21 protein-coding genes and 1 tRNA gene are annotated in these 23,000 nt (G+C 64.5%); 9 read left to right on the plus strand and 13 right to left on the minus strand.

The features are described from left to right. Window positions 1-251: 251 nt before the first annotated feature. Together ABF648_RS08970 and ABF648_RS08975 are read right to left on the minus strand one after the other, a co-directional pair. The gene (locus ABF648_RS08970; RefSeq protein ID WP_415631946.1) at window positions 252-641 is read right to left on the minus strand and encodes a hypothetical protein; all 390 of its coding nucleotides are present in this window, start codon (window positions 639-641) and stop codon (window positions 252-254) included. Continuing rightward, entirely contained in the window at window positions 638-2,011 is a 1,374-nt protein-coding gene (locus ABF648_RS08975; RefSeq protein ID WP_415631947.1) for a UTP--glucose-1-phosphate uridylyltransferase, read from the minus strand. The genes ABF648_RS08970 and ABF648_RS08975 overlap by 4 nt, the downstream gene beginning before the upstream one ends. Before the next feature lie 144 nt (window positions 2,012-2,155). Between ABF648_RS08975 and ABF648_RS08980 the strand changes: the two genes are divergently transcribed. Further along, a tRNA-Arg gene (locus tag ABF648_RS08980) sits at window positions 2,156-2,228 on the plus strand. A 551-nt stretch (window positions 2,229-2,779) separates the two neighbouring features. On the opposite strand, the gene ABF648_RS08985 is transcribed toward ABF648_RS08980, so the two are convergent. The 4 genes from ABF648_RS08985 to ABF648_RS09000 form a co-directional block, all read right to left on the minus strand. Beyond that, window positions 2,780-4,117 (minus strand): MBL fold metallo-hydrolase, encoded by a 1,338-nt coding sequence (locus ABF648_RS08985; RefSeq protein WP_415631948.1) that lies wholly within the window; start codon window positions 4,115-4,117, stop codon window positions 2,780-2,782. Window positions 4,118-4,207: 90 nt separating this feature from the next. Next, a complete protein-coding gene (locus ABF648_RS08990) occupies window positions 4,208-5,044 on the minus strand; it encodes a carbohydrate ABC transporter permease (protein WP_415631949.1) in 837 nt (278 codons plus the stop codon). Between the two features lie 79 nt (window positions 5,045-5,123). Further along, window positions 5,124-6,431, minus strand: a complete 1,308-nt coding sequence (locus ABF648_RS08995) for an extracellular solute-binding protein (RefSeq protein ID WP_415631950.1) — start codon at window positions 6,429-6,431, stop codon at window positions 5,124-5,126. Window positions 6,432-6,450: 19 nt separating this feature from the next. Then, the gene (locus tag ABF648_RS09000) at window positions 6,451-7,455 is read right to left on the minus strand and encodes a carbohydrate ABC transporter permease (RefSeq protein ID WP_415631966.1); all 1,005 of its coding nucleotides are present in this window, start codon (window positions 7,453-7,455) and stop codon (window positions 6,451-6,453) included. A 160-nt stretch (window positions 7,456-7,615) separates the two neighbouring features. On the opposite strand from ABF648_RS09000, the gene ABF648_RS09005 reads away from it, so the two are divergent. Together ABF648_RS09005 and ABF648_RS09010 are read left to right on the plus strand one after the other, a co-directional pair. Further along, on the plus strand, window positions 7,616-8,374 hold the full coding sequence (locus ABF648_RS09005) for an HAD family hydrolase (RefSeq protein WP_415631951.1): 759 nt from the start codon (window positions 7,616-7,618) through the stop codon (window positions 8,372-8,374). Then, a complete protein-coding gene (locus ABF648_RS09010; protein WP_415631952.1) occupies window positions 8,367-9,212 on the plus strand; it encodes a MurR/RpiR family transcriptional regulator in 846 nt (281 codons plus the stop codon). The genes ABF648_RS09005 and ABF648_RS09010 overlap by 8 nt, the downstream gene beginning before the upstream one ends. Window positions 9,213-9,231: 19 nt before the next feature. Here the strand turns inward: ABF648_RS09010 and trxA are convergent, their stop codons facing one another. After that, entirely contained in the window at window positions 9,232-9,567 is a 336-nt protein-coding gene (gene trxA, locus ABF648_RS09015; RefSeq protein WP_415631953.1) for a thioredoxin, read from the minus strand. 72 nt (window positions 9,568-9,639) lie between these two features. Further along, a complete protein-coding gene (locus tag ABF648_RS09020) occupies window positions 9,640-10,329 on the minus strand; it encodes a metal-dependent transcriptional regulator (RefSeq protein ID WP_415631954.1) in 690 nt (229 codons plus the stop codon). 135 nt (window positions 10,330-10,464) lie between these two features. Here ABF648_RS09020 and serC point away from each other — a divergent pair, with 135 nt between their 5' ends. Next, window positions 10,465-11,586, plus strand: coding sequence for a phosphoserine transaminase (gene serC, locus ABF648_RS09025; RefSeq protein WP_415631955.1), 1,122 nt, complete (start codon window positions 10,465-10,467; stop codon window positions 11,584-11,586). On the opposite strand, the gene ABF648_RS09030 is transcribed toward serC, so the two are convergent. After that, entirely contained in the window at window positions 11,587-12,033 is a 447-nt protein-coding gene (locus ABF648_RS09030) for a hypothetical protein (protein ID WP_415631956.1), read from the minus strand. Between the two features lie 112 nt (window positions 12,034-12,145). After that, window positions 12,146-13,705 carry an NCS2 family permease gene (locus tag ABF648_RS09035; protein WP_415631957.1) on the minus strand — a complete coding sequence of 520 codons (1,560 nt, stop codon included), beginning with the start codon at window positions 13,703-13,705 and terminating at the stop codon, window positions 12,146-12,148. A gap of 44 nt (window positions 13,706-13,749) precedes the next feature. Between ABF648_RS09035 and ABF648_RS09040 the strand changes: the two genes are divergently transcribed. After that, the gene (locus ABF648_RS09040; RefSeq protein WP_415631958.1) at window positions 13,750-14,022 is read left to right on the plus strand and encodes a hypothetical protein; all 273 of its coding nucleotides are present in this window, start codon (window positions 13,750-13,752) and stop codon (window positions 14,020-14,022) included. A 31-nt stretch (window positions 14,023-14,053) separates the two neighbouring features. On the opposite strand, the gene ABF648_RS09045 is transcribed toward ABF648_RS09040, so the two are convergent. Further along, window positions 14,054-14,833: a DUF3027 domain-containing protein gene (locus ABF648_RS09045; RefSeq protein WP_415631959.1), complete on the minus strand. Its 780-nt coding sequence runs from the start codon at window positions 14,831-14,833 to the stop codon at window positions 14,054-14,056. 4 nt (window positions 14,834-14,837) lie between these two features. Continuing rightward, a complete protein-coding gene (locus tag ABF648_RS09050) occupies window positions 14,838-15,224 on the minus strand; it encodes a cold-shock protein (RefSeq protein WP_415631960.1) in 387 nt (128 codons plus the stop codon). 298 nt (window positions 15,225-15,522) lie between these two features. On the opposite strand from ABF648_RS09050, the gene ABF648_RS09055 reads away from it, so the two are divergent. The 4 genes from ABF648_RS09055 to ABF648_RS09070 all read left to right on the plus strand — a co-directional run bounded on the left by ABF648_RS09055 (window position 15,523) and on the right by ABF648_RS09070 (window position 22,315). Beyond that, window positions 15,523-16,359 (plus strand): hypothetical protein, encoded by an 837-nt coding sequence (locus ABF648_RS09055; RefSeq protein ID WP_415631961.1) that lies wholly within the window; start codon window positions 15,523-15,525, stop codon window positions 16,357-16,359. A gap of 14 nt (window positions 16,360-16,373) precedes the next feature. Next, the gene (locus tag ABF648_RS09060) at window positions 16,374-18,527 is read left to right on the plus strand and encodes a helicase-associated domain-containing protein (RefSeq protein WP_415631962.1); all 2,154 of its coding nucleotides are present in this window, start codon (window positions 16,374-16,376) and stop codon (window positions 18,525-18,527) included. A gap of 276 nt (window positions 18,528-18,803) precedes the next feature. Next, window positions 18,804-20,492, plus strand: coding sequence for a serine/threonine-protein kinase (locus ABF648_RS09065; protein WP_415631963.1), 1,689 nt, complete (start codon window positions 18,804-18,806; stop codon window positions 20,490-20,492). A gap of 140 nt (window positions 20,493-20,632) precedes the next feature. Then, window positions 20,633-22,315, plus strand: coding sequence for a DNA repair helicase XPB (locus tag ABF648_RS09070; RefSeq protein ID WP_415631964.1), 1,683 nt, complete (start codon window positions 20,633-20,635; stop codon window positions 22,313-22,315). Here the strand turns inward: ABF648_RS09070 and ABF648_RS09075 are convergent. Further along, on the minus strand, window positions 22,306-22,866 hold the full coding sequence (locus ABF648_RS09075) for an NUDIX hydrolase (RefSeq protein ID WP_415631965.1): 561 nt from the start codon (window positions 22,864-22,866) through the stop codon (window positions 22,306-22,308). The two genes, ABF648_RS09070 and ABF648_RS09075, sit on opposite strands and share 10 nt — an antisense overlap. Window positions 22,867-23,000 lie beyond the last annotated feature (134 nt).

Genomic DNA, 23,000 nt, shown 5'->3' on the forward strand with positions numbered 1-23,000 from the left:
CCTGGGGTCGGGGCCGGCGGCGGCGCGCGAGCGGGCGGGGGGGCTCCACAAGCCCCCGCGGCATTATCTCGCTCGGGCCGGGGGGGGGGGGGGCGCCGGGGCCCCCCCCCCGCTTTTTGCCGCCGGCGGCCGTGTGTCCCTCGACCTCAGGAGCCCGCGAACCGGGAAAACGATGCACGCGGCCAGCGCGACTCATCAGGGCCCCTACCGGTATCGATCGGCGCGCCCCCGGAGAAGCCTTGCGGTGGTGTTCAGCCAACCGAGCCGTGGTGCGGTGGCCGTTCAGCCAACAACCGGCGGTCCTCTGCGTCCAGGGCCTGCGTGGCGTGACGCACTCCGGCATTGGTGGCGTCCAGTTCGAGTAGCCTGACACAGGCTTGGACCCATGCATGAAACTGGGCAGCTCCAACCCCCATGTCCGCCAGATTCTCCGACTCAAAAGGCCATCTGACGGAGTTATTGCGGCATTGGGACGCCACATCGGCGATTCTGACCGGATCCCAGCCCGCGTCGGCGAGCCGACTGAGCAACTGCTGAGGTTCCGTCACGACGCCGATATCCAGGGCGCCACCCGCTGGCCCGAGAAGGGCCTGCACGCAGGCCTCCACCAGAGCTGATGCTGTGCGTGACGGTTCGTTCACCTGCCCCGGAGCACCTCACCATCGGCCACCGTGCCGCCCTCGGGGCCGAGATCGACGTTCCCTTCCACGGTCACATTTCGTCCGAAGGTCCAGTCGCCATGGACGGTGAGCGAGTCCGCCGCCAGCAGGCCAACCGGATGCGGAAAGCGCTTGTCGAATTCGGAGACGAAACTGTAGGTCTTACCGAGATCAATACCTGGAATCTGTGCTGACCGGGCACGCAAATGCCCATCATCTCCGATCTCGTACACATCGGAACGCAACAGCAGCAGCTCGTTGGTCTTCTTCACCGGGACAAATCGATCACGGCCCACGAGCAGCACCCGCGCATCGTCGAACAACTCGACTGCCGCTCCCATGGCGCTCTCGATCTGAATGACCGCTGGGCTCGTGGGATCGGTGGGATCGGCCGTCTTCTGATTGCGGATCAGAGGAAGCTCCAGCACACCGTGATGCTCGTCCAACTTCGCCTTGAGGGAGACGAGATTCCACCAGAGATTGTTCGCATTGAAATATGGATGAAGGTGCTCATCGGTGAAGTACTTCATGTCTTGTTCAGCGGTCTGTGCCGTGTCGCGAAGAATCAGGCGACCATCGGATTTACGTGTCGCAAGGTGGCCGCCCTTCTTGTCATTCACGGTGCGCGTGCACACCTCGGATGCCCAGTCGGCGCCGGTGCTCGCAAACCAGCCGGCCAGCTTGGCGTCCGGGCAGGCACCCAAATTATCCGAATTCGAGACGGCCGCATAGCGATAGCCCAAATCCAGCAGCCGAGCGAGAAGACCGGAATCGTACAGCGAGGCATAGATGTCACCGTGGCCGGGCGGGCACCATTCCAAATCCGGTTCCTGGGGCCAGTTCACGGGCGCCAGGTCTTCGGCCAGGATTTTCGGCTCCTTGCTCTGCAGAAAATCAAGGGGAAGCCCATCCACTGGCAATTCCGGATGGTGCGACAGCGCCTCCATGGTGTCGTCGTGGGTGTTGAACGAGTCCATCAGGAGCAGCGGAAGCTTCACACCCCATTGCGCACGTGCGGCCAGCACCTGGGCGACGACGATGTCCAGGAAATTCTTGCCCTCCCGCACCTCGAGCAGTGATTTCGCACGGTCCAGGCCCATCGAAGTTCCCAGGCCCCCGTTGAGTTTGATGAAGACGGTCTTGGACAGTGCGTCACGACTTTGGTCCTCGGACACCGTGATGGACTCCGCGGACGCCGGATCGGTCACCGGTGCGATGGAATCCTCCGGGATCAAGCCCGTGGCCCCTGTCTCCACCTGCTTGTAATGGTGACTGAAGACATCGATCGCTGTGCTGCCGACACCGGCGGCGGCCATCTTCTGCTGTGCCTGCTTCAGACCCGCATCGCTCATGCCGCCACCCTATCGAGATCCACCAATGTGTGCCGTGTGAAAGCAGATGCGGATCTGAGCACTTGCGAGGGTACAGTCCCATGCGGCCGGGCGGTCGATGCGAGTGTTGGCGGCCCGGGCCGGGACGGCTACGCTGTCTGCCCGGGCCCCGTAGCTCAGGGGATAGAGCAGTGGTTTCCTAAACCATGTGTCGGAAGTTCGAATCTTCTCGGGGCCGCAACTCGACATCAATGTCATTGCCGCCTCGCGCGCGGAGGCCCCTGGACGGCAGCATCGACAGATTCCTTGGTCCGCTGCCGACCCATCAGTCCGGCACTGAGAAATGTCATCAGCCGCATACCAGAGCATTTCACATGTTCTTTAGTAACCACATACTATTGGCGTCCGCTATCGCAAAATAGATATATGGTGTTTCTTTGCATGCGGAAGGAATTCGATCAGCTAGAAATCCTGTCAAAGGCGCTGGGATACGCGACGCCATCGAGGACATTTCACGCGTTATTCCTCAGGGAGAGCCATCGCTTGATTATCACGAATCCCGCAGATTCCTTGCTGACTTCACCACTGCGGGACGCCGCAATCCTGTGGCTCGTGCTCGACATCGTGCAGATCGTGCACGCTTTCACGCCTGGCAAGTGAATCACGCCTGATTGACAGCAAAAGTCCTGCTGCACAGCGAATACCCCACCTCTGAGCAAACAGGTCTTTTCCTGCTCCGACGCGTCGCTGTGATATCGGGGCGGGCCTTCCTCATCGACCGTCGAGCCGTCAGCTGTCGAGCCGGCATCCGTCCAAGGCATAGACCGCACCGTATTCGGGCAGCAGAATCGGCTCTGGGCAGCGCAATCGCTCGGGATGCCGGCCATGCAGCGGCACGACCAGTTGAGCGCCTGTTCCCTCGACGAAGCCCGTGAGGTCTTCGATGCTGGCATGACCGCTGGATCCCACCTCGAGAGTGGGCACACCGAATTGCCCGAGCCACGCCTGGAAGGGCGCCCAGCCCGCCATGAAGGGCCCCAGCGGCTCGCCCTGGGCGTGGATCCATGGCGTTGACGCGCTGAGCGGCAGGTCGAGCATGGCTGGCATGTCACGGTCGTCGAGCTGAACCAGGAAGGCTGACGGGTCGGCCAGCACCTGCGCCAGGCTCACCGTGTCGCAGCTCACACCTTGGCTCTGGGCAGCCTGCAGGGTGGCGACCTGACTGGCTCGCTGGGGCCGGGTTTCATCCCAGGTGAGGATGCCCGGACAGCCCATCGCGGTGAGCAGCACCGCTGTGCCGGCCGGCCACACCACTGTCCTGCCCCACTCGCGGGCGGCCCGCACGAGCGCAGTGCAACGATCGACATCGCGCTCGTAGCAGCTGATCAGGGCAAGACCGGGTGCCTCGACGCAGGCCTGCCGCACGAGTTCGAGAACTTCGTCCTCGGTGCGCGTCTTCCTGCCGGGAACAGGGTCGAAGCTCAGCATCGTCGTCTCGGTGACCAGCATCTTCGCACCCCTCACGCGTTCGGCGAAGGCGCGTGAATTGACCGCCTCGTTGCGGTGGAAGTTGAGATCCCCGGTATAGGCGAGGGTGCCATCGGGAGTGTGCACGAGGTAACCGCAGGCACCCACCACGTCATGGTCGACGGGAACCGACTCGACCTCGAGATCTCCGATCCGGACTGCACCGGCGATCGGCTGAATGATCGGCTCGCTGCCCAGGAATCGATGACCTGAGATGGCCAGTGCCTCGCACAGCCTCACAGTGTCTGCTGAGGCGAACATGGAGATGTTGTGGTCCACCATTCCAGCCATCCCGATGTGGTCGAGATGGGCGTGCGAGATGAACAACGCAGTGGGACGCGGATCGCGAGCACGCAGCGGAGAATCCTCGTCCAGTTGGGAGGGGTCCCAGATGCCGGGCAACTGCGGAGCCTGCCCCACCCGAAGCCGATCTGCGAGCTCGTGACCCGGTCGTTCTTCGACCAGCCCGCCGAACAGATCACTGCCGTCGCCCATCGGGAGACCGATGTCCAGCAGTGCTCGTGCCTGATCGGTGCTCACCAGGATCTTGGATGCACCGATCTCCGTGAGGCCACCGAAGAATTCGACGCGAGTGCTCATGATTTCCCTTCACCTGCTGATGTGCTGTTTCTCTTTGCTCCCCGGCTCACCGCCCGACTGCCTCTGCCGCCCGTCCCTCGGCTCAGGCGTTCACTGCACCGCGCCTTGGGTGCTGAAGGCACCCTGTACGAAGTACCTCTGCAGGCAGAAGAACAGGATCATGATCGGCACTGTGGTGAAGGTGACCGCCGCGGACAGCCCGGTCCAGTCGGTGCCCTCAGCTCCGTAGAAGGCTTGCAGGCCCACCTCGATGGGCCGCACCGAGTTGCTCTGCGTCATGAGATAGGGCCACACGAATGAACCCCAGGCGCCCATGAAGGAGTTCAGCCCGATGAGGATGAGAGAGGGCACCGTGAGCGGCGCAGCGACGCGCACGAGCATCGAGAAGGCACCCGCGCCATCCAGCTCGGCAGCATCGAAAATCTCCTGCGGAAGCGACGACAGGGTCTGGCGCAGAAGAAAGATGCCGAAGACCGACGACGCCCACGGCAGGATCTGGATCCAGTAGGTGTTGTACAGCCCGGTGGTGTGGGCGAGGATGAAATTCGGGATCAGCAGGACGGTCTGCGGAACCATCATCACGCTCAGCACTATGTAGAACAGCACCTTCGAGCCGCGGAAGCGCATCAGGGCGAAGGCGAAGCCTGCCAGCAGCGAGGTGATGAGGGTGAGGATCACCACGCTCAGCGCGATGAACAGTGTGTTGCCGAAATATCGCAGCCAGGGCGCCGATGACCAGGCCCTGGCGTAGTTCTCCCAGTGCCAGGAGGGCCACAGCGTGGGTGGCACCCGGTAGACATCGGAGTCGGTGCTCACACTGGACAGGAACATCCACAGCAGCGGGATGGCCCACAACAGGGCCACGAGCAGGGCGGCGACATTCCTCACCCATGCCAGAATGCGGCGCCTGCGTCCTCTGCGTGCCATGCGAACTCCTGCGATGTCTGCCCGGTGGTGTGCCGGGGTCGGCCACAGCGACCGACCCCGGCGTGACGAATGTCAGCGACTACTGCTCGCTGGCAGCCTTCTTGGCTGCGGCCTGAGCGGTCGCCAGCGCGTCATCGACCGAAGCCGTGCCGTTGACCGCCGAGGTGATGGCGGTGGACAGCGCACCGGAGGCCTTGTTCACATAGCTCACTGCGGGCAGTGGTGTGGCGGTGTCGAGTTGTTCAACCACCGACGTCAGCCACTGCTCCTTGGCCACATAGTCCTTCATGACCTGCTCGTTCATGGCGTCCTTGGTGACAGGCAGATAACCGGTCTGGGTAGCCCAGTAGGCCATCTCGGCGGGCGAGGTGAGGAACTGCATGTAGGCCCAGGCAGCGGCGCGCTGCTGGTCGCTGGCTGAGGCGAACATCGCGATGTTGGTGCCGGCCAACTGGTTGGCAGTCTTGGACGGGCCGGCCGGAAGCGGCGCGACACCCATCGTGAACTTGCCGCCGACAGCATTCTGGTTGAAGGGGTAGCTGGCCACCGAGGAGACGTCGAAGGCGCCCGTCTGGTTGCCCAGAGCGGTCTGCCCGGGATAGTTGGAACCCAGCGCAAGAGCATTGCTCTTCTTGAGATCGACCAGGTAGTTCATGGCCTTCTTGGCGGCGTCGGAGTCGAACTGCGGGGTGCCGTCCTCGGCGAAGACCGGTGTGCCGTTGGCCTCGGCCAGGATCTCGAACAGTGCGGTGCCTCCTGCCGGGGAGGTTTCACTGCCCGGATCGATGGACAAGGCCACTACACCGTTGTTGGAAACCGACTTCGCATCCTGGGAGAACTGGTCCCAGGTGGTGGGGGCATTCGGCACCTTGGACTCGTTGTAGTACTGCACGACCACCGACTTGTTGAACGGCCACATCCAGTTCTTTCCATCGCGCAGCTTCATGTCGTTCTGGATGCCGGTGTAGAAGCTCTTGTACTGGTCCGAGGACGCCACATAGGAGTCCAGCGGCACGAGAACACCGCTGGTGCTGAGCTCATCGGCCCAATTCGGGTAGACCTGAGCGATCGTCGGGGCGGACTGTGCGGCCACCTGGGCTGTGATCTTGGTCTGCAGGGCGCCGTAATTGGGCTGCTCCTGCAGGTCGACCTTCACATTGGGGTGCTGCGCCTCGAAGTCCGAGGTCATCTTCTTCAGCGCGGCCTGCTGGGCACCCGAGCTCATGGCCTCCATGAAACTGATGGTGGTCTGCTGGTTGGGGTCGAGGGAGGGCAGTGCCGAAGCGCTGGAGCCGGTGGTGGAGGAGCCTCCACTGCACGCACTGAGCAGCACCAATGACCCGGCGACCACGGCTGTCGCCAAGGCACGGACAGGATTTCTTCTCATGGATTCCTCACTAGGTGGGTCAGCGTCCCGCTCGTCGGGATGCTTTCAGTTGCAGCAGGGACAGCACTGCAGTCAGGGCGAACAGCACCACTGCAAGAGCAGCGGCATAACCCGTCTTCCGATAGATGAAGGCCTGTTGGTAGACGGCGAATCCGAGGGTGGCCGTGGAGAAGCCGGGCCCGCCTCCGGTCATGACGAAGAATTGTGTGAAGGCCTGAAGACTGAAGACGGTGGACATCACGAAGACGAAGATCGTGTAAGGCCTCAGCTGGGGCAGCACGACATAGAAGATCTCCTGAAGCTTGTTGGCCCGGTCGATCTGGGCAGCTTCGGACAGGCTCTTGTCAAGAGTGGTGAGCCCACCCAGGAAGACGATGAGCGTGAAACCCACCTCGTGCCACAACGAGAACATCACGATGGCGGGCATCGCGGTCTTGGGATCCCCGAGCCAGTCATGAGGCGCCACTCCGAACAGGCCGGTGAAGGCATTCACCAAGCCGTACCTGGGGTTGAAGAGCCACACCCACACGATGCTGACCCCGACGAATGGGGTCACATTGGCGAGGAAGACCACGGTGCGCGCCCCGTAGAGGATTTTCGATCCCCCGGAAAGCAGCAGGGCGAGGACCAGCGAGATGACCGTGCCGCCGATCACCATCGGCACCACGAATTCGGCGCTGACGAGCATCGTCGACCAGAAACTCGGATCCCGATTTCCCTGCACCAGATCGACATAGTTCTGCAACCCGATGAACTTGCTCATCGCGGCATTGAGGTAGTTCCAATTGAACAGGCTCAGCACGAAGGAGAAGATCGTCGGCCCGATGCTGAACACGGCGAAGACCAGCATCGCCGGCAGCACGAACATGTAGGCCCACTTCGAATCCAGCGCGCGCCGCAGCCGCGGTCGGCGACCTGCCGGGGAGAGACGACTGCCCTCCACGATCTGTGCCCGGGCCATCGAACCGCCTCGCTCCCCCATGAACCACGACTGGTCGTCCCACACCACTCCGGGCCCAACCATCACCTGGAATCCAGCAACCACCAGGAATGATGTGACTGCCAGATGATCTGCAGGAGATCACCGGGCTACCTGAAGGTTAACTGTGAACGACCTCTGAGAAACATTTGTCCAGAATGTTGGCAATCCTGAACAGATTGTTCAGGCTCTCTATGCTGACTCGGTGAGCATCCCCAGCGGCGCACTGCAGCCCGCCCTAGTCCTGGACTTCGACGGCACGGTCTGCATCGGCAGTGGGCCGCTGTGGGTCTACGCACAGGCGGTCTGCGAATTACTCCCCCCCGAACGGGCCAGTACGCTGCATGGCGCTCTGGAGGACTATCTGGCCGGACGCAGTCCGCACAGCAGCTATGGCGACGGCTATGCACTGGTGGCAGACCTGGGCAGTCGTTTCCTCAGCCCGGAATGCTCCGGTGCCTGCTACCGGCGCAGCCGGGAGTGGCTCGGTGACCATCCCGATGAGGTGGCCCCCCCAGAGGGCTTGGCGTCGCTGCTCGATGAGCTGGACGGACGGGTACGAAGGCTGCTGGTGACGAATTCCCCTCAGCCCAGCGCCGAGCAGGTCCTCGATCATCTCGGTCTCGGTTCGCGCTTCGACGACGTGCTCGGTTCAGCCAGGAAACCCTCCGGCTTCCCACCGATCCTCACCACCCTGCAGGGTCGCTGCCCGGGCTGGGCGTGCATGTCGGTGGGCGATTTCTGGAGCAATGACATCGAACCGGCACTGGCGCAGGGGTGGATGACCGGCTGGCTGAATCCCGTGGGGCTGGACCCTCGCCCATCCCATCTGAGCGCGCAGACATTCCAGCAGATGCGCGACGGGCTGCTCGAATGGGCTGAAAATCCCGAGCGCTTCAGCACTGGGCATGCACTGCCTGAGGTGGACGCCATGCCATTGCCCCCGCGGACTGACAATGACTGACAACCCGCCGCATGGCCAGGTACTGGCGACGCTCGCGGCCACACTGCCCTCCCTCACCCCTGCCGAACAGGCGGTGGCACGCCAACTGCTGAACTCACCGGCGGAATCGGTGGAACTCAACTCCCAGGAACTGGCCGAGCGGGCGGGCACCTCACGTGCCACTGCGGTGAGGGTCGCCCAGCGGCTCGGTTTTGCGGGCTACACCCAGCTGCGGGTGGCCATTGCCAAGGAGCACGACCCTGCACAGGTCGCTGTTGATCCCCGTCATCGCGGTGTCGGGGATTCGTTCGCACAGACCGCGGCAGCAGCCGACTCGATGGCAGCCCTGCTGAATCCTGAAGATGCCGAGAAGGCAGTTGGCGTACTCGCTGCGGCTGACCGGCTGCTGGTCATCGGCAATGGACTGTCGGCCGGGCTCGCCCTGGACACCGCTGCACGCTTCAACTCGATCGGCCGGCACGCCGAGCACGTCTTCGATCCGATCAGCCAACAGGTGTGCGCCGGGCAACTCGGAGACGAAGATGCCGTCCTGATCTGCAGCGGATCCGGGGCCCACCACGACTCGGTTCGGGTGGCAGAAATCGCGCATCAGGCGCAGGCCCAGGTGATCGCACTCACCAGTTGCCGTCCGAGCCCGATCGCTTCACGATCGGACATCTGCCTTGTGGTCGGCATGCCCGGCGCCGGTTTCGCCGACGAACTCAGCTCGACCTCCAGGGTTCCACAGGCCATCCTGTGCGAGGCACTGGTACAGGCAGTGGCAGAAGAGCGCGGCTCCCAGTCCGGGCGCGCCAAGCGAACCAGCCTCGGACTGGTGGCCGAGCACCTGGAGGACTAGGAGCCGGAACCCAGCGAGGTCAGGCCTTCTGGGGCTCGAACTCGCGGATCTGGCCGATGAGCTGGTCGAGCTGGGCGCCGTTGAGGGCTCCCGCATTGCGGAAGATCAAGGTGCCGTCCTTGAATGCCATGAGTGTGGGGATCGCCTGGATATCCAGCTGTCCGGCAAGATCTTGTTCTGCTTCGGTGTCGACCTTTGCGAAGGTGATGTCCTCGTGCTTGTCGCTGGCCGCGTCGTAGACCGGAGCGAAACGCATGCACGGACCGCACCAGGAGGCCCAGAAGTCCACGAGCACGACTCCCTGCTGTGTGACTGTCTTCTCGAAATTGTCCAGGGTCAGTGCGGTGGTGGCCATGATGTCCTCTCGTGATCGGCTCCGGCGATCGATGCTGCGCCGGTCACATGCGGAACGCGAAGCACCGCGCTGCTATTCCTGCTCGCCGGGCAGCCGCACCCTGAGTGAACCGCCGTATCCGGCTGGCACGCTCAGATCTGGACCAGAATCGGTAGCCAGACAGAAGCCTTCGTCCTTGCGGCTGAGCGTCACGTCCACGCCAGGCTTGATGCCGGCAACCACCATGGTGGCCAAGAACTCGGGGTCGCACTGGGCGTGCTCGTCGACCAGCGAGAACTCCGCCCTCAACGACCCCGGCCCCACGGCTGTGGAAAGCGGCACACCGTACTTGTCCAGCGAGGGGATTTTCGCCTCGCTGGGACGTGGCAAGGGCGTGCCGTAGGGAGTGAACCGGGGATTGCCGAGCAGCACGGCGATCTTCTCGGCGACACGTTCGCTGACGACATGCTCCCAGCGGCAGGCCTCCAGATGAGCTTCGGGAAATCCGAGGCCGATGGTGTTCATGATGAGGCATTCGGCCAACCGGTGCCTTCGCATGACATCTCTGCTCTCGGCGAAACCATCCGGAGTGAGCTCAATGGTGCGGGTATTGGTGAGCGTCAACAGGCCATCGCGCTCCATCCGCGCCACGGTCTGTGAGACCGTGGGACCGGCCTGATGAAGGCGCTCGACGATACGCGCCCGGCGGGGATCAATTCCCGCTTCCACAAGCTCATATATCGTTCGCAGGTACATCTGTGTTGTGTCGATGAGCTCACCCATCCCAGACCCCCTCTGTCGCGCCCAGCCAACTAAGCCTAGTCCTGGACCAGCGAGATCGACCCACCGTCAATCCCTCACGGGTATGGTGCGCGACCACGACGCGGTGCTCCCACCGGGGGGTGAAAGAATTATCGGGTGCGCGAATTGACGATTCCTCCGGAACTGCTGCCCGCCGATGGACGCTTCGGCTCCGGCCCTGCCAAGGTGCGGGCCGAAGCCATGGCTGCGCTGGCCTCGGACCCCTTGATGGGCACCTCGCACCGGAAGGCCCCGGTCCGCACGCTCGTCGGCCACATCCGTTCCCAGCTATCGGCCCTGTACCAGCTGCCTGAGGGCTGGCAGGTCGTGCTCGGCAATGGCGGTGCCACCAGCTTCTGGGACCTCGCATGCGTGAGCCTGATCAAGTGCAAGAGCTCTCATGGCGTCTACGGCTCCTTCACCCAGAAGTTCGCCTCCGAGGTCGCAAAGACGCCCTGGCTGAAGGACCCGCTCGTCACCGAAGCCCCCTACGGTTCGGGCTGTCTACCCGCACTCGACGACGGTGCCGATGTCTACGCCTGGGCGCAGAACGAGACGTCCACCGGCGTGGCCATGCCGGTGCTGCGCCCCGAGGGCGTGGGTGAGGATGCTCTCGTCCTCATCGACGCGACCTCGGCTGCCGGCGGTATCGCCGCCGATGTGAGTGCGGTCGACACCTTCTACCTCTCCCCGCAGAAGAACTTCAGTTCCGATGGCGGTCTGTGGGTCGCGCTGTGTTCGCCGGCGGCGCTGGAACGGGCCGGAAGGCTGACTTCCTCCCCGGATGGGCGGTGGGTGCCCGACACGCTGAATCTGAGCCTGGCGGCCCAGAACGCCGCCAAGGACCAGACTCTCAACACTCCGGCGCTGGCCACCTTGATCCTGTTGAGCGCCCAGCTGGACTGGATGATGGACAATGGCGGCCTGGCCTTTGCCGCGGCACGCACCGCCGAGTCGTCGCGGCGGCTCTACGAGTGGGCCGAGGCCAGCGAATTGACCCATCCCTATGTCAGCGATCCGGCGCTCCGCTCCCCCGTCGTGGCGACAGTGGTCATGGACGAGCGGGTCGATGCCCCCAGACTGTGCTCGATCCTTCGTGCCAATGGCATCGTCGACATCGAGCCGTATCGCAAACTGGGCACCGATCAGATCCGCGTCGGCATGTTCACCTCGGTGGATCCCGATGACGTGTCTGCCCTCATCCGCTGCATCGACTGGGTGCTCGAGCAGATCGTCTAGTCAGCGGCCGCGGTTCTCCCGGCCGGAGCGGCGGTAGGCGATCACCGAGACAATCACGGAGAGCGCCACTGCGCCCAGCAATGCCGCAGCGGTGCGCTTTCTGCCGAGTGCGGAGCTACCGGAGCTGGACGGCGCCTCGGCGCCCTGACTGCTATGAGCAGTGGGTGTGGAGGAGGCCGAGCCCTGTCCGGTGACCACGGCCGCCGGACCGCTCCGCACCGCCGTTGCCGCTTCGCCGGTCTGCTCCGCCGACTGCGTCGCCGTCCAGTAGGTCTGCTCGCCCTGTTGTGCCGAAGCAGTCGAGGTCGCATAGCTGCGCGGCTGGAGCTCTGTTTCCTCGGGTTGAGCGATGGCACCCACCGGTGCGGCCAAGCTCATGATGAGCGCAACGGCTGCCACCGTGGTCTTGATCCTGCGGCCTGTTGCGCGGTGGGCTGGCGACATCATCACTGCATCCTCTTGGTAGTCCGACAGCACGACTTTAGGGGACGCAGCTGAACAACCGTCCCGGCATCGGCCTGCACCGCGAATCGACGGGTGCACACCGATGCCAGAGCGGTCAGGCTCCCGCGACCATGTGCGTGATCACACCCTGCGCGAAGTAGATGACGAACAGTGCGCTCACCACCCACATCAGCGGGCGCACGTCCCTCCCCTTGCCCTGGAAGACCTTGAGGGCCACGAAGGTGATGAAACCTGCGCCGATGCCCACGGTGATCGAATACGTGAAGGGCATGAGCACGATCGCAAGGAAGGCGGGCAATGCCTCCGTGAGGTTCTGCCAGTCGATCTCGGCGACCTGCCGCATCATGAGGAAGCCGACGACGATGAGCACCGGCGCCACCGCCTCGGAAGGCACCATGTTGCTCAGCGGGGACAGGAAGATCGCGGCGAGGAAAAGGATTCCGGTGACGATCGAGGCGATGCCGGTCCTCGCTCCTTCCGCCACTCCTGCCGTCGATTCGATGTAGGAGGTGTTGCTGGATGTGGAACCGAGACCACCCGCCAATGCCGCGAGCGAGTCGACGAGCATGACTTCGCGCAGGTGTGGGGGCTCACCATCCTTGTTGAGCATGCCGCCCTCGGCACCGACCGCGACGATCGTGCCCACGGTGTCGAAGAAGTCGGCGAGCAGCAGGGAGAAGATCAGCATGGCGGCCGTGAGGATGCTGGTCGCGGAAAAATTGCCATTGGGCCCGGCGAATGCCCCGATGATGTCCACCCTTCCGAGCAGCCCGAGATCGGGGGCGCCGAAGGCGGAGAAGCCGGGCCAGCTGGGCACATTGAGCGCCCAACCCTTCGGATTCGTGGTGCCATCGGGAAGCATGGCGGGCAGCCTGACAATGGCCTGCAGGATCATCGCGAGCACGGTCGAGGCGATGATCGCGATGAGCATCGCACCGCGGATCTTGCGAATGAACAGGAACAGCAGCAAGAACAGCCCGATGACGAAGATGAGCACCGGCCAGGTGCCCAGTGAGCCGTTGAGCCCGAGCTGAACCGGCGTGCCCGACGCCGGCGTCACGACATGGGAGTCGACCAGGCCGACGAAGGTGATGAACAGGCCGATCCCCACCGAGATGGCGACTCGCAATTCCCTGGGGACGGCCCGGAAGACCGCCTCCCGGAATCCCGTGAGCACCAGGACGGTGATGAGAATGCCCTCTGCGGCGATCATGCCCATGGCACGCGGCCAGGTGGTGGTGGGTGCGATGACATAGGCGACCATCGCGTTGAGACCCAGCCCGGTGGCCAGGGCGAGCGGGAAACGTCCCAGCACACCCATCAGGATCGTCATCGCACCGGCGATGAGTGCTGTCGCCGCGGCGACCATGGCTATCGAGTGCGAGACCGCCGCCTGGTCGACGACCTGGCGGGCTGCGTCCGAATACTTGGGAGCCCCGCTGACCAGGTTGCCGTGCGAGTCAGCAGCAGTTCCGATGATCAGCGGATTGAGCGCGAGGATGTAGGCCATCGCGAAGAAGGTGACCAGGCCACCCCGGATTTCGCGGGACATGCTCGAACCACGTTGCTTGATCCCGAACCAGCGTTCGGTGAAGGAAACTGTCACCGTGCTTGACGATGAGCTGGGGGTATTTCCGGGGGACTGGGAGACCATGGCGCAATGGTAGTGAAATGAACGACCTCATCTAGCCTGGTGTCATGTCTGCCCATCGGGGTCCCGGCACCGGTTCCGGCAAGGACCGGTTCTTCGTCCAGGCGCCCATCCCAGCGCTCGACGAGGATGGCACCAAGGCATTCGCAACGGGAACGCTGCTGGCCGCCGCATTCACCCTGGTGATGCTGCTGGCACGACGTCACCTGGCACAGGCACAACTGGAATGGCTGCTCTGGGTGGGCGTGTGCTGTACGGTCATCGGGATGGGCGGCCTGGGCTACTGCCGGGTGCGCCGGTACCGAATGCGGGATCAGTGACGCAGGTCCTCAGTCGAGCGGCCTGGGCCGCTCAGTCGAACAGGGACTCATCGAGGGTGATCGTGTCGTAGACCGGCTGGGACAGTTCCACGCCCCGTTCATCGGCCACCACATCGGAGTGCCCGCCGCAGCCATGGTCCAGGCTCACAATCTTGCCGTCACGCGGGGAGTACTCATTGGTGCACACACCGAAGAACCGGCCCAGAGAGCCTGTCACACGCAAGAAATAGCCGCAGCTGACGCAGCATCCCGGCGCCTGATGGGTGGACGGATTGTCCGGGCCCCCATTGCCGGCCAGCCAGCGCTCCGCCGCCATGGCCCTGCCGGTCAGGGTGAGTACACGTTCCCGACCGAGCCCGAGCTCTGCGGCCACGGCTCGCGTTTCGGACCATTCGGCAGGGTCTTCGTCGGGCGCCATCTCACCGCCGGTGAACCCGGGCTCGAGACGATCATCGTTGTCCGCGGTGGGCATGAGAATGCCCGGTGCCACATCGCCCGGCCGCACCCGCTGGGACCAGGGAAGCCAACTGGGAGTGGGCAACGCACCCCCGCCCGGCAGCAGCACCACTTCGTCGACCGTAGGGGTGCGCGAGCGCGGCGTGCGCGTCACGGTCACCGCCCAGCGCCACCCGACATAGCCGGGATGGGGGCAGGCGAAGTAATGGGTGAGCACACGTTCGGCGTTCAGCTCGCTGCCGAGATGATCGCCCACCCCGAAGTCGCCTGCCTGGTGCTCTGCTGCAGTACGCGCGAGCTGTTCGGCTCCGGCGAGCACATTGTCGGTCTTCGGGGCAGCCTTCGTCGTGGCCATCTGCTCACTTCTCCAGTTCGTCTGCGACGCCACGAAGCATCGTGGCGATCTTGGTGGCCTGGGTCGAACTCGGGTGCCTGCCGTGCCGGTATCCGTTGGACAGCCCGTCCAGCAGCTTGATGAGATCCTCCATCATGACCGCCAGGTCTTCGGGCTTGCGCCGGGTGGCCTTGGACAATGAGGGCGGCGGCTCGATGAGCTGCAGGGACAGCGCCTGCTCACCGCGCCGCCCCTCGATGATGCCGAATTCGACGCGCTGCCCGCGTTTGACAGTGGCCACGCCGGCAGGCAGGACGGATGCACGGAAGTAGACCTCCCCCTCACCTTCGTCCTTCGTGATGAATCCGAAGCCCTTCTCGGCATCGAAGAATCGAACCCTGCCGCTTGGCATCGTCACCTCACTGTTTCGGGCCACCGGAGGGCAGCCATTCATGTCTACGAACGGCCACCACGGTGACCATTCTTGTCCCGGACGGCCACCAGGGGCAGCCGGAAAATCCGCACGGACGCACGGGGAGCCTTCGTCCAAGAGTAGCGAGCCTACGACGCCTGGGCACGGGCGCTGTGCCCAGGCGTCGCCGGACATGATCCATCTGGAGGTGTGCGAGCGCTTACAGGTGAGGATCGGCGGCACCGCGGCGTCCCGTGCAACGGGAGGGGGCGCAACATGCCGCTCCTAGACTGGCGCCATGACAGCGGGCAGACAAGTCGGCGACATGCTTGTCATCGACAGTTTCGAGCGAGACACCCTCCTGGGCTTCGCCTCTCCGACGGCAGCGCCCCTGGCGCACGCTGGGGACAGTGCTGCCACCCGCGCTGCTGAACCGGTGCAACCGGCGGCACGCCCCGATGAAGTCACTGCCGCATCGGGACCCGCACTCGATTCGCTCGCCTCCGAGACCGGCGGAACAAGGGATCCGCGTCAACCCTTCGACGATGTCCAGCAACTCATCACCCGACCAGGGAGCGCTCCTGACCCCCGTGCGCCCATCCGGGTGATGTCCTCCACGGACCTGGTGTCCGGCACCGATGCACCGCACACGCTTGCATCCCAACCACACCCGGAGGTGACGGACGACCCTCTCGGGGCTCCACCCAGAGGAATGCCGGTGGTCCCACGGCCAGCCCGCATCGGGCTCGGCGAGGTTCTCAAGGCGATCGGCCGGCCGATGCTGATCGTGCTGCTGGCAGGCAGCGTGCTCAGCCCGCTGAGCCTCATCGCGCTGGTGATTGCATGGATGCTGAGCATGCTCAATCCGCAGACCTCGGCAGCGCTGCGCAAGGTTTACCTCGGCGCCGTGGGCGTCCTGGTGCTCGTGGTCCTCGGCGCCCTCCTGATGGAGTACTACGATCCGCTCTCCCTCGCCAATGGTTGGGCGCGCTGGGTCTGCCTGGCCTTGTTGGTGGCCTGCCCAGTGGCCATGCGCCGGTGGATTCTGCAGGGCCGGCTCCACCGGGACGCACCCGATGCCCGGGGCGGAACACCCGAGGACGACCAGGGATCGCGCCCGCCGCGTCGCGGGTGAAGGACCTGCCGGCGATGACTTCGGAACATTCCCTGGCAGACGCGATACGCGGACTGGGCGCGGATGAACTGGGCGTCCTGCTGCGGCGCCGTCCCGATCTGACCAATCCTGCTCCAACCGATCTCGACGAGTTGATCGAACGTGCATCCGGTCAAGCCTCCACTCGTCTCGCGCTCCAGAGCCTGGACGCGTGGACCTTGCAAGCCGCGCAGGCGATGGCGGCCTCGGAGCTCGGTGGCGGTGAGGCCGGGGTCGCCGAATTGGCCGCAGGTCTGGGCATGGCCGCACATGCCGACCAGGTGCGCGGCGCCGTGGAGAGGCTCGCCGCCCTGGCCCTGGTATGGGGCGATCCACCACAGCTCACTCAGGCCGCCAGGTCTGCCTTCGGGAACCATCCAGCCGGACTTGCGGGTCCTTCACCCAACCCCTTGGACGCGCCTGCCATTGCCCAGGCCCTGACGGCCGTGGGCCCTGCCGGCCGCGAACTGCTGGACAGGCTGCTCTGGGGCCCTCCCACCGGTGCGGTCCAACGTGCCGACCGGCCGGTGACCGTCGACGATGCGGAGAGCACCATCGATCTGCTGCTTGCCCATCGGCTGCTGAGGCCTATCGGACCCGACCAGGTGATCCTGCCGCGCGAGGTGGCCCTGCATCTGCGCGGAGGAGTACTCATCCGGGATCCGGCTCCAGCCCAGGTGCCGGACTGGCCGACCACCAGCGATCAGCTCGGTGCCAGCCTGCCCATCGAACTGGTCGACCAGGCGGCCATCGGCTCCGGCCAGGAACTGGTCAGCCATGTCACCGCGATCCTGGATGATCTGGGCACAAGAATGCCGCACCGGCTCAGCACAGGGGGTATCCCCAAGAAGGAGATGACGGCGCTGTCGCGGCTCGTGGGCGGCGATTTCGTTGCTGGCCTGGCTGTGGCGCTCGCCCAGACTTCAGGCATGCTCGTGGAGCAGGGGCCGAGGCTGGCAGCCACCGAGCGCTATGACGCCTTCCTCGATCTGGACGGCTTTCATCGCTGGTTGTCCCTGCGCCGGGCATGGCTGGGGCTTCAGTGGTGGCCGGAGCCGTCGGACACCCGGCGGTCCGCACTGCTTCGAGCGGCCATGCACACAGAATTGCGCACCGCCCAACCGGGGACGCCGGTGGATCCGCCGACACTGGCGGCCCGGCTCGCATGGCGTCACCCCTCGTGGTCGCAGGTTTCTTGGACGCAGTCCGCGGACCAGTTGCATCATGAGGCCGAGCTGCTCGGGCTGATCGCTTTCGGCCGGACAACGGCCTTGGCGTCCATTTCTGCCGATGCCCCCGATCCTGGTTTTGCACCTTTCGGCGACACACTGATCCTGCAGTCCGATCTCAGCGCAGTGGCACCTGCGCCCTTGGACCACGACACCGAGCAGACCGCGGCGATGATCGCCGTTCGCGAATCCCATGGGGCCACCGCTACCTTTCGCTTCACCCCCACATCGATTCGGGCAGGCCTCGATGCCGGCTGGAGTCCAGAAGCGATGATCGAATGGTTGCACGAACACGACGCCGCCGGACTGGAAGCCAGCCTGCCCCACCCGCTGGTGTCACTGGTCAACGACATCTCCCGGCGCCATGGCCAGTTGCGGGTGATGGCCGTCAGCGCAGTGATCCAGGTCGACGACGAGGTGACCGCTGCTTCCCTGCTGGCCGACAGCGCAGCCGCAGAACTCGGCCTGACCACACTTGCGCCGGGGGTGATCTCGTCGACGGCCGAGCCCGAGGAGGTGGTGGCCTATCTGCACCAGCGTGGGCTCTCGCCGCTGGCACAGGATGCCCAGGGCACGGTGTTCACCACTCCGCCGGTGCACCGCGCCCCAGCTCCTGCACTCACCCGCGCCACGCCTCCCGTGGACCCAGACCGCCTTGCCGCGAGCCTGCTGCGCCGCCAGGGCAGGGGGATGGCCCCGGTCGACGTCCTGCAAGTCCTCACCGATGCCCACCGCGAGGACCGCTGGGTGATGCTCGACTGGGCGGACGACGATGGGGCACTGCGCTCAGCCAAGGTGCGCGTCCTGACTGTTGGCTCGGGGATCGCACATCTCGTGCGCCGGGGTGCTGGAAGGCTCAATCTGCCGCTGGCACGCATCGTCGCCGTCGACGATGACGCCCCTTCCACCGGCCCTCGCTGACGTCAGCACTTGTCCGGCATCCAGGAAAATACCTGCCCGTCAGCATGCGCCCGGCCCACCGCGCCGGAAGATGCCATGCGTGATGTACGGCCCGGCGAGGATGCACAAGAAGCCCAAAATGGCTCTCGATCCTGCGAAACTTTCCCATCATTCGCGAAAAACCCAGACCTCAAAGACGCTGAAAGCCTACGATGTGTGAACTGGTATCGGTGCACAACCTGCTGGCAACGATGAGAAGCGAATTCCCCCCTTCCAGAAATGAATGAGGCGAGACTCATGGCTGAGCTGTCAAATGGGCCCCTCGGCTCGCAATATGACTTCCTGGACTCACTTGGCCGTGGAAATACCGGACAGGTCTGGAAGGCAGTCGACAAGAATAACGATGCGTTCGCGATCAAGGTGCTCGATTCACGATTGATGGCGGACCAGAATCTCGCTCGTCTTTTTCTCTCGGCCCGCACTCTGCTGATGAATCTCAGTCATCCGAATCTCGCGCGAGTTCACGACATCGTCCTTGAGGGCTCAACGCTCGCACTCGTGACGGAATTCGTGGACGGGCCAGACCTGGGCCGGCTCCTCCGTGACAAGGACACCGTGGCGCCTCAGGAGGTGGCCCAGATCGGCTCTGCCGTCTGCGCCGGACTGACTGCCATATACGCCGGCAGGGTTGCCCACGGCGATCTCAAACCCACGAATATTCTCCTCGCTTCCGGCGCTGACCCCTCGGCACTGAAAATCACCGATACCGGCGTGTCCAGACTCGCGAATCTGGCATTCCCGTCCGGCCGGCCCACGCTGCTGCCCGAATCACCGCACTACACCTCGCCGGAAATGATCTACGGTGAACCGCCGACCGAGCAAAGCGATCTGTATTCGCTGGGACTCATTCTGTACGAATTGAGCTGCGGCGTGCCTCCTTTCTCAGGATCTCCCAGCGATATCGGCCAGGCCCAGATATCCATGGCACCGGGCAGACCCGACGGCATGCCTGATGATCTGTGGAATGTGATCGAGGCATTGACTCGCAAGAACCCGAAGGACCGTCCGGCAACCGCGGACCGGGCGGCGGAACTGCTGCGCAGCGCCGGGACCCAGCTGGCGGGAGTTCCTGCCCTCGCAGCCTTGAAATCTCCTCCAGCCGCCATCCCGCTGGGTCCGGCCCCCGTGCAGACCGCGCTCACCATGCAGCTTCCAACGGCCCCCGTCGTGGCTGCACCGCCAGCCCCTCCGCCACCGCAGGCGCCGGGCTCGCCGTCCTCTCAGCCGTGGCCCGCAGCGTCGCAGGCGACCGCGGATCCCCATGGGCCGACCGCACCGGGATCCGACACCAGTGGAAGGTGGACCCTCCTCATCGTCCTGGTGTGTGTGGCCGTCCTGCTGGCCATCACCGGGATCGTCCTCTTCGTGATCAAGCCATTCGGATCGAATCCCCGGCAGGGTGCGAGCGGGTCCGTACCAGCAGCCACGGCCCCGGCCGGCGTCAGCAGCCCGAGGCCGACGCGTACGGTCACTGTGACGCCCTCGCCCACTCCGACACCCTCGGCCGACCCTCGCACCGCAGCCCAGCAACAACTCATCTCGGCACGCAATAGCAGCCTGCAGGGCCTGGATCTCGATGGGCGATGGGCGCTCATGCTGGGTAGCAAGTACGAGGGAGTCACCGATCCGCGTCAGGTCACCAAGAGCGGGTCGCACACCTTCGGTCTGCCGGACATCTGGGATGAGCACCAAGATCTGACCAAGAAGCTCCAGGGCGAGGGCATCAACAACGTGCTGATGCTGCAGTCCGCCGATTTCGGCCAGCAGAAGGCCACTCCTGGTGTGATCTGGGTCACCATCGCTGATCCCGATGGCCTCCACAATTACAGCGAGGCCCAGGCTGAATGTGCTCAGCTGTTCCCCAATCTGGCGGGAGACGATCTCGCCAACAGCTGCGTGCCTCGCCAGTTGACGCCCCCCAGCTGAGCGGCGGATCGGATCCGGCCGGACATCCCGGACATCTCCTCACGACGGAACATACGGCCTGCCAGGATGTGGCTCCCGCACATGGGCCACCATGGACAGTGACACGTCTCCGTTTTGTGCCAGCGTCATAATTGGCCGCGATGACTCACGATGGACCACTCATTGTCCAGTCGGACCGCACGCTGCTGCTGGAGGCCGACCATCCCCAGGCAGACGAATGCCGGGCGGCGATCGCTCCCTTCGCGGAGCTGGAACGGGCACCCGAGCACGTGCACACCTATCGGCTGACCCCGCTCGGTCTTTGGAATGCCCGCGCGGCGGGCCACGACGCCGAGCAGGTGGTGCATGCCCTGCTCACCTTCTCCAAATATCCGGTGCCCGCGAATCTGCTGGTCGACATCGCCGAGACGATGGGGCGTTACGGCATTCTGAGGATCGACAAGGATCCTGCCCACGGCTTGGTGCTCACCACGACTGACACGGCGGTACTCACCCTGGTGCGCCGCAGTGCGAGGACCAAGGGCCTGCTCGGTTCGGCGATCGATGACGACACGGTGCTCGTGCATCCTTCCGAGCGCGGCCAGCTGAAGCAGGTGCTGCTGAAGCTCGGCTGGCCGGCCGAGGATGTCGCCGGCTATGTCGATGGTGAAGCACACCCGATCGAGCTTGTCGAGGACGGCTGGTCGGTGCGCCCCTATCAGGCCGAAGCCGCCGCGGCCTTCTGGCAGGGCGGTTCGGGGGTGGTCGTGCTGCCATGCGGCGCCGGGAAGACCATTGTCGGGGCCGCCGCGATGGCCATGGCCCGCGCCACGACGCTGATCCTGGTGACCAACACCGTGTCAGCACGTCAGTGGCGAGACGAGTTGATCGCGAGAACCTCGCTCACCAGCGACGAGATCGGCGAGTACTCGGGCGCCAAGAAGCAGATCCGGCCGGTGACCATCGCCACCTATCAGGTGATCACCACCAAGAGGAATGGCATCCATCCCCATCTGGAACTGTTCAATGCCCGGGATTGGGGTCTGGTGCTCTACGACGAGGTGCACCTGCTGCCTGCACCGGTCTTCCGGATGACAGCGGATCTGCAGGCCCGGCGACGGCTCGGCCTCACAGCCACGCTGGTCCGTGAGGATGGCCACGAAGAAGACGTGTTCAGCCTCATCGGCCCGAAGCGCTACGACGCTCCGTGGCGACAGATCGAGACGCAGGGCTGGATCGCCCCTGCCGACTGCGTGGAGGTGCGTGTGGACCTCGACCAGGATGAGCGGATGGTCTATGCGCTGGCCGAGCGCGATGTACGGCACCGGCTGGCGTCGACAGCCGAGTCGAAACTGCCGGTCATCGAGGCACTCGTCGGCGCGCATCGCGGCATGCCGACCCTCGTCATCGGCCAATATGTCGACCAACTCGAGGAGATCGCCGAACGGCTTGGCTGCCCCATCATCAGCGGCAGCACTCCGAACCACCGCCGGGAGGTCATCTACCGCGACTTCCGCGAGGGCCGGATCGATCTGCTGGTGGTGAGCAAGGTGGCCAACTTCTCCGTCGACCTGCCGGCGGCCCAGGTGGCCATTCAGGTGTCAGGCACCTTCGGCTCACGCCAGGAGGAGGCCCAGCGCCTCGGCCGCCTGCTGAGACCCAAGCAACGTCTCGCCGGTCATGACGCCAACCATGACAACACCGCCCACTTCTACACGGGCGTGTCGCGCGACACGGTGGATGCGGATTTTGCGCTGCACCGGCAGCGTTTCCTCACTGAGCAGGGCTACTCATACCGGATCATCGACCAATCCGAAGTGCCGAGCGAAAGTACTCAGAACTGACGCTGCGAGGCTGTCAACGGAATTGTCGATTCCTCGACATGTCCCATGTCCAGGAATGACCCCGGCTGGCTGTGCCACAGCTGGGGCAGCAACTCAGGCCAGTACACCCGTGAAGCCAATTCCTGCTCGGTCAGCCATGCTGTCTGAGCCAGGGTCTGCTGTTCCTCAGGCGTGTACCCGGCCGTGTCGACGACGAACTGGTCGGTGCGCACGATGAAGAAGTACTCCTCCTGGACGAGGACCTGGTCTGAGTAGCCATGATGGGTGACGCGCCTGCCGACAGGACCCTCGAGATCGTCGACGGTGATGACCAGGCCGGTCTCCTCATGGAGCTCACGTCGGGCTGTCTGCTCAAAGCTCTCACCGGGGTCCACACCACCACCGGGAGTCACCCACCAGGTGATTCCCGGACAGCCGGGATCGGTGTCCTCCTCGAGCAGCACCCTGTCCCCCGCGAGGACGATGACTCTGCTGGCCCGCCGATTGCGAACAGGCCGCTGCTCAGGAGCCACCGTGACGAAACTGCGGTGCGGCATGTCATCCAGATTCATGGCCTCAGGCTAACTCGCAGAAGCAGTTGACCTTCTACCGTCCCGTTCCAGGAATGGGCAGGAATTCTTGTGTCAGGGCATGAAAAAACTCCCCTCCGGTTGGGGAGGGGAGTTGGGTGTGTGGCGGTGTCTTA

Source organism: Propionibacterium sp. (assembly GCF_047719395.1).
In the GTDB taxonomy this organism is placed as follows: Bacteria; Actinomycetota; Actinomycetes; order Propionibacteriales; family Propionibacteriaceae; genus Propionibacterium.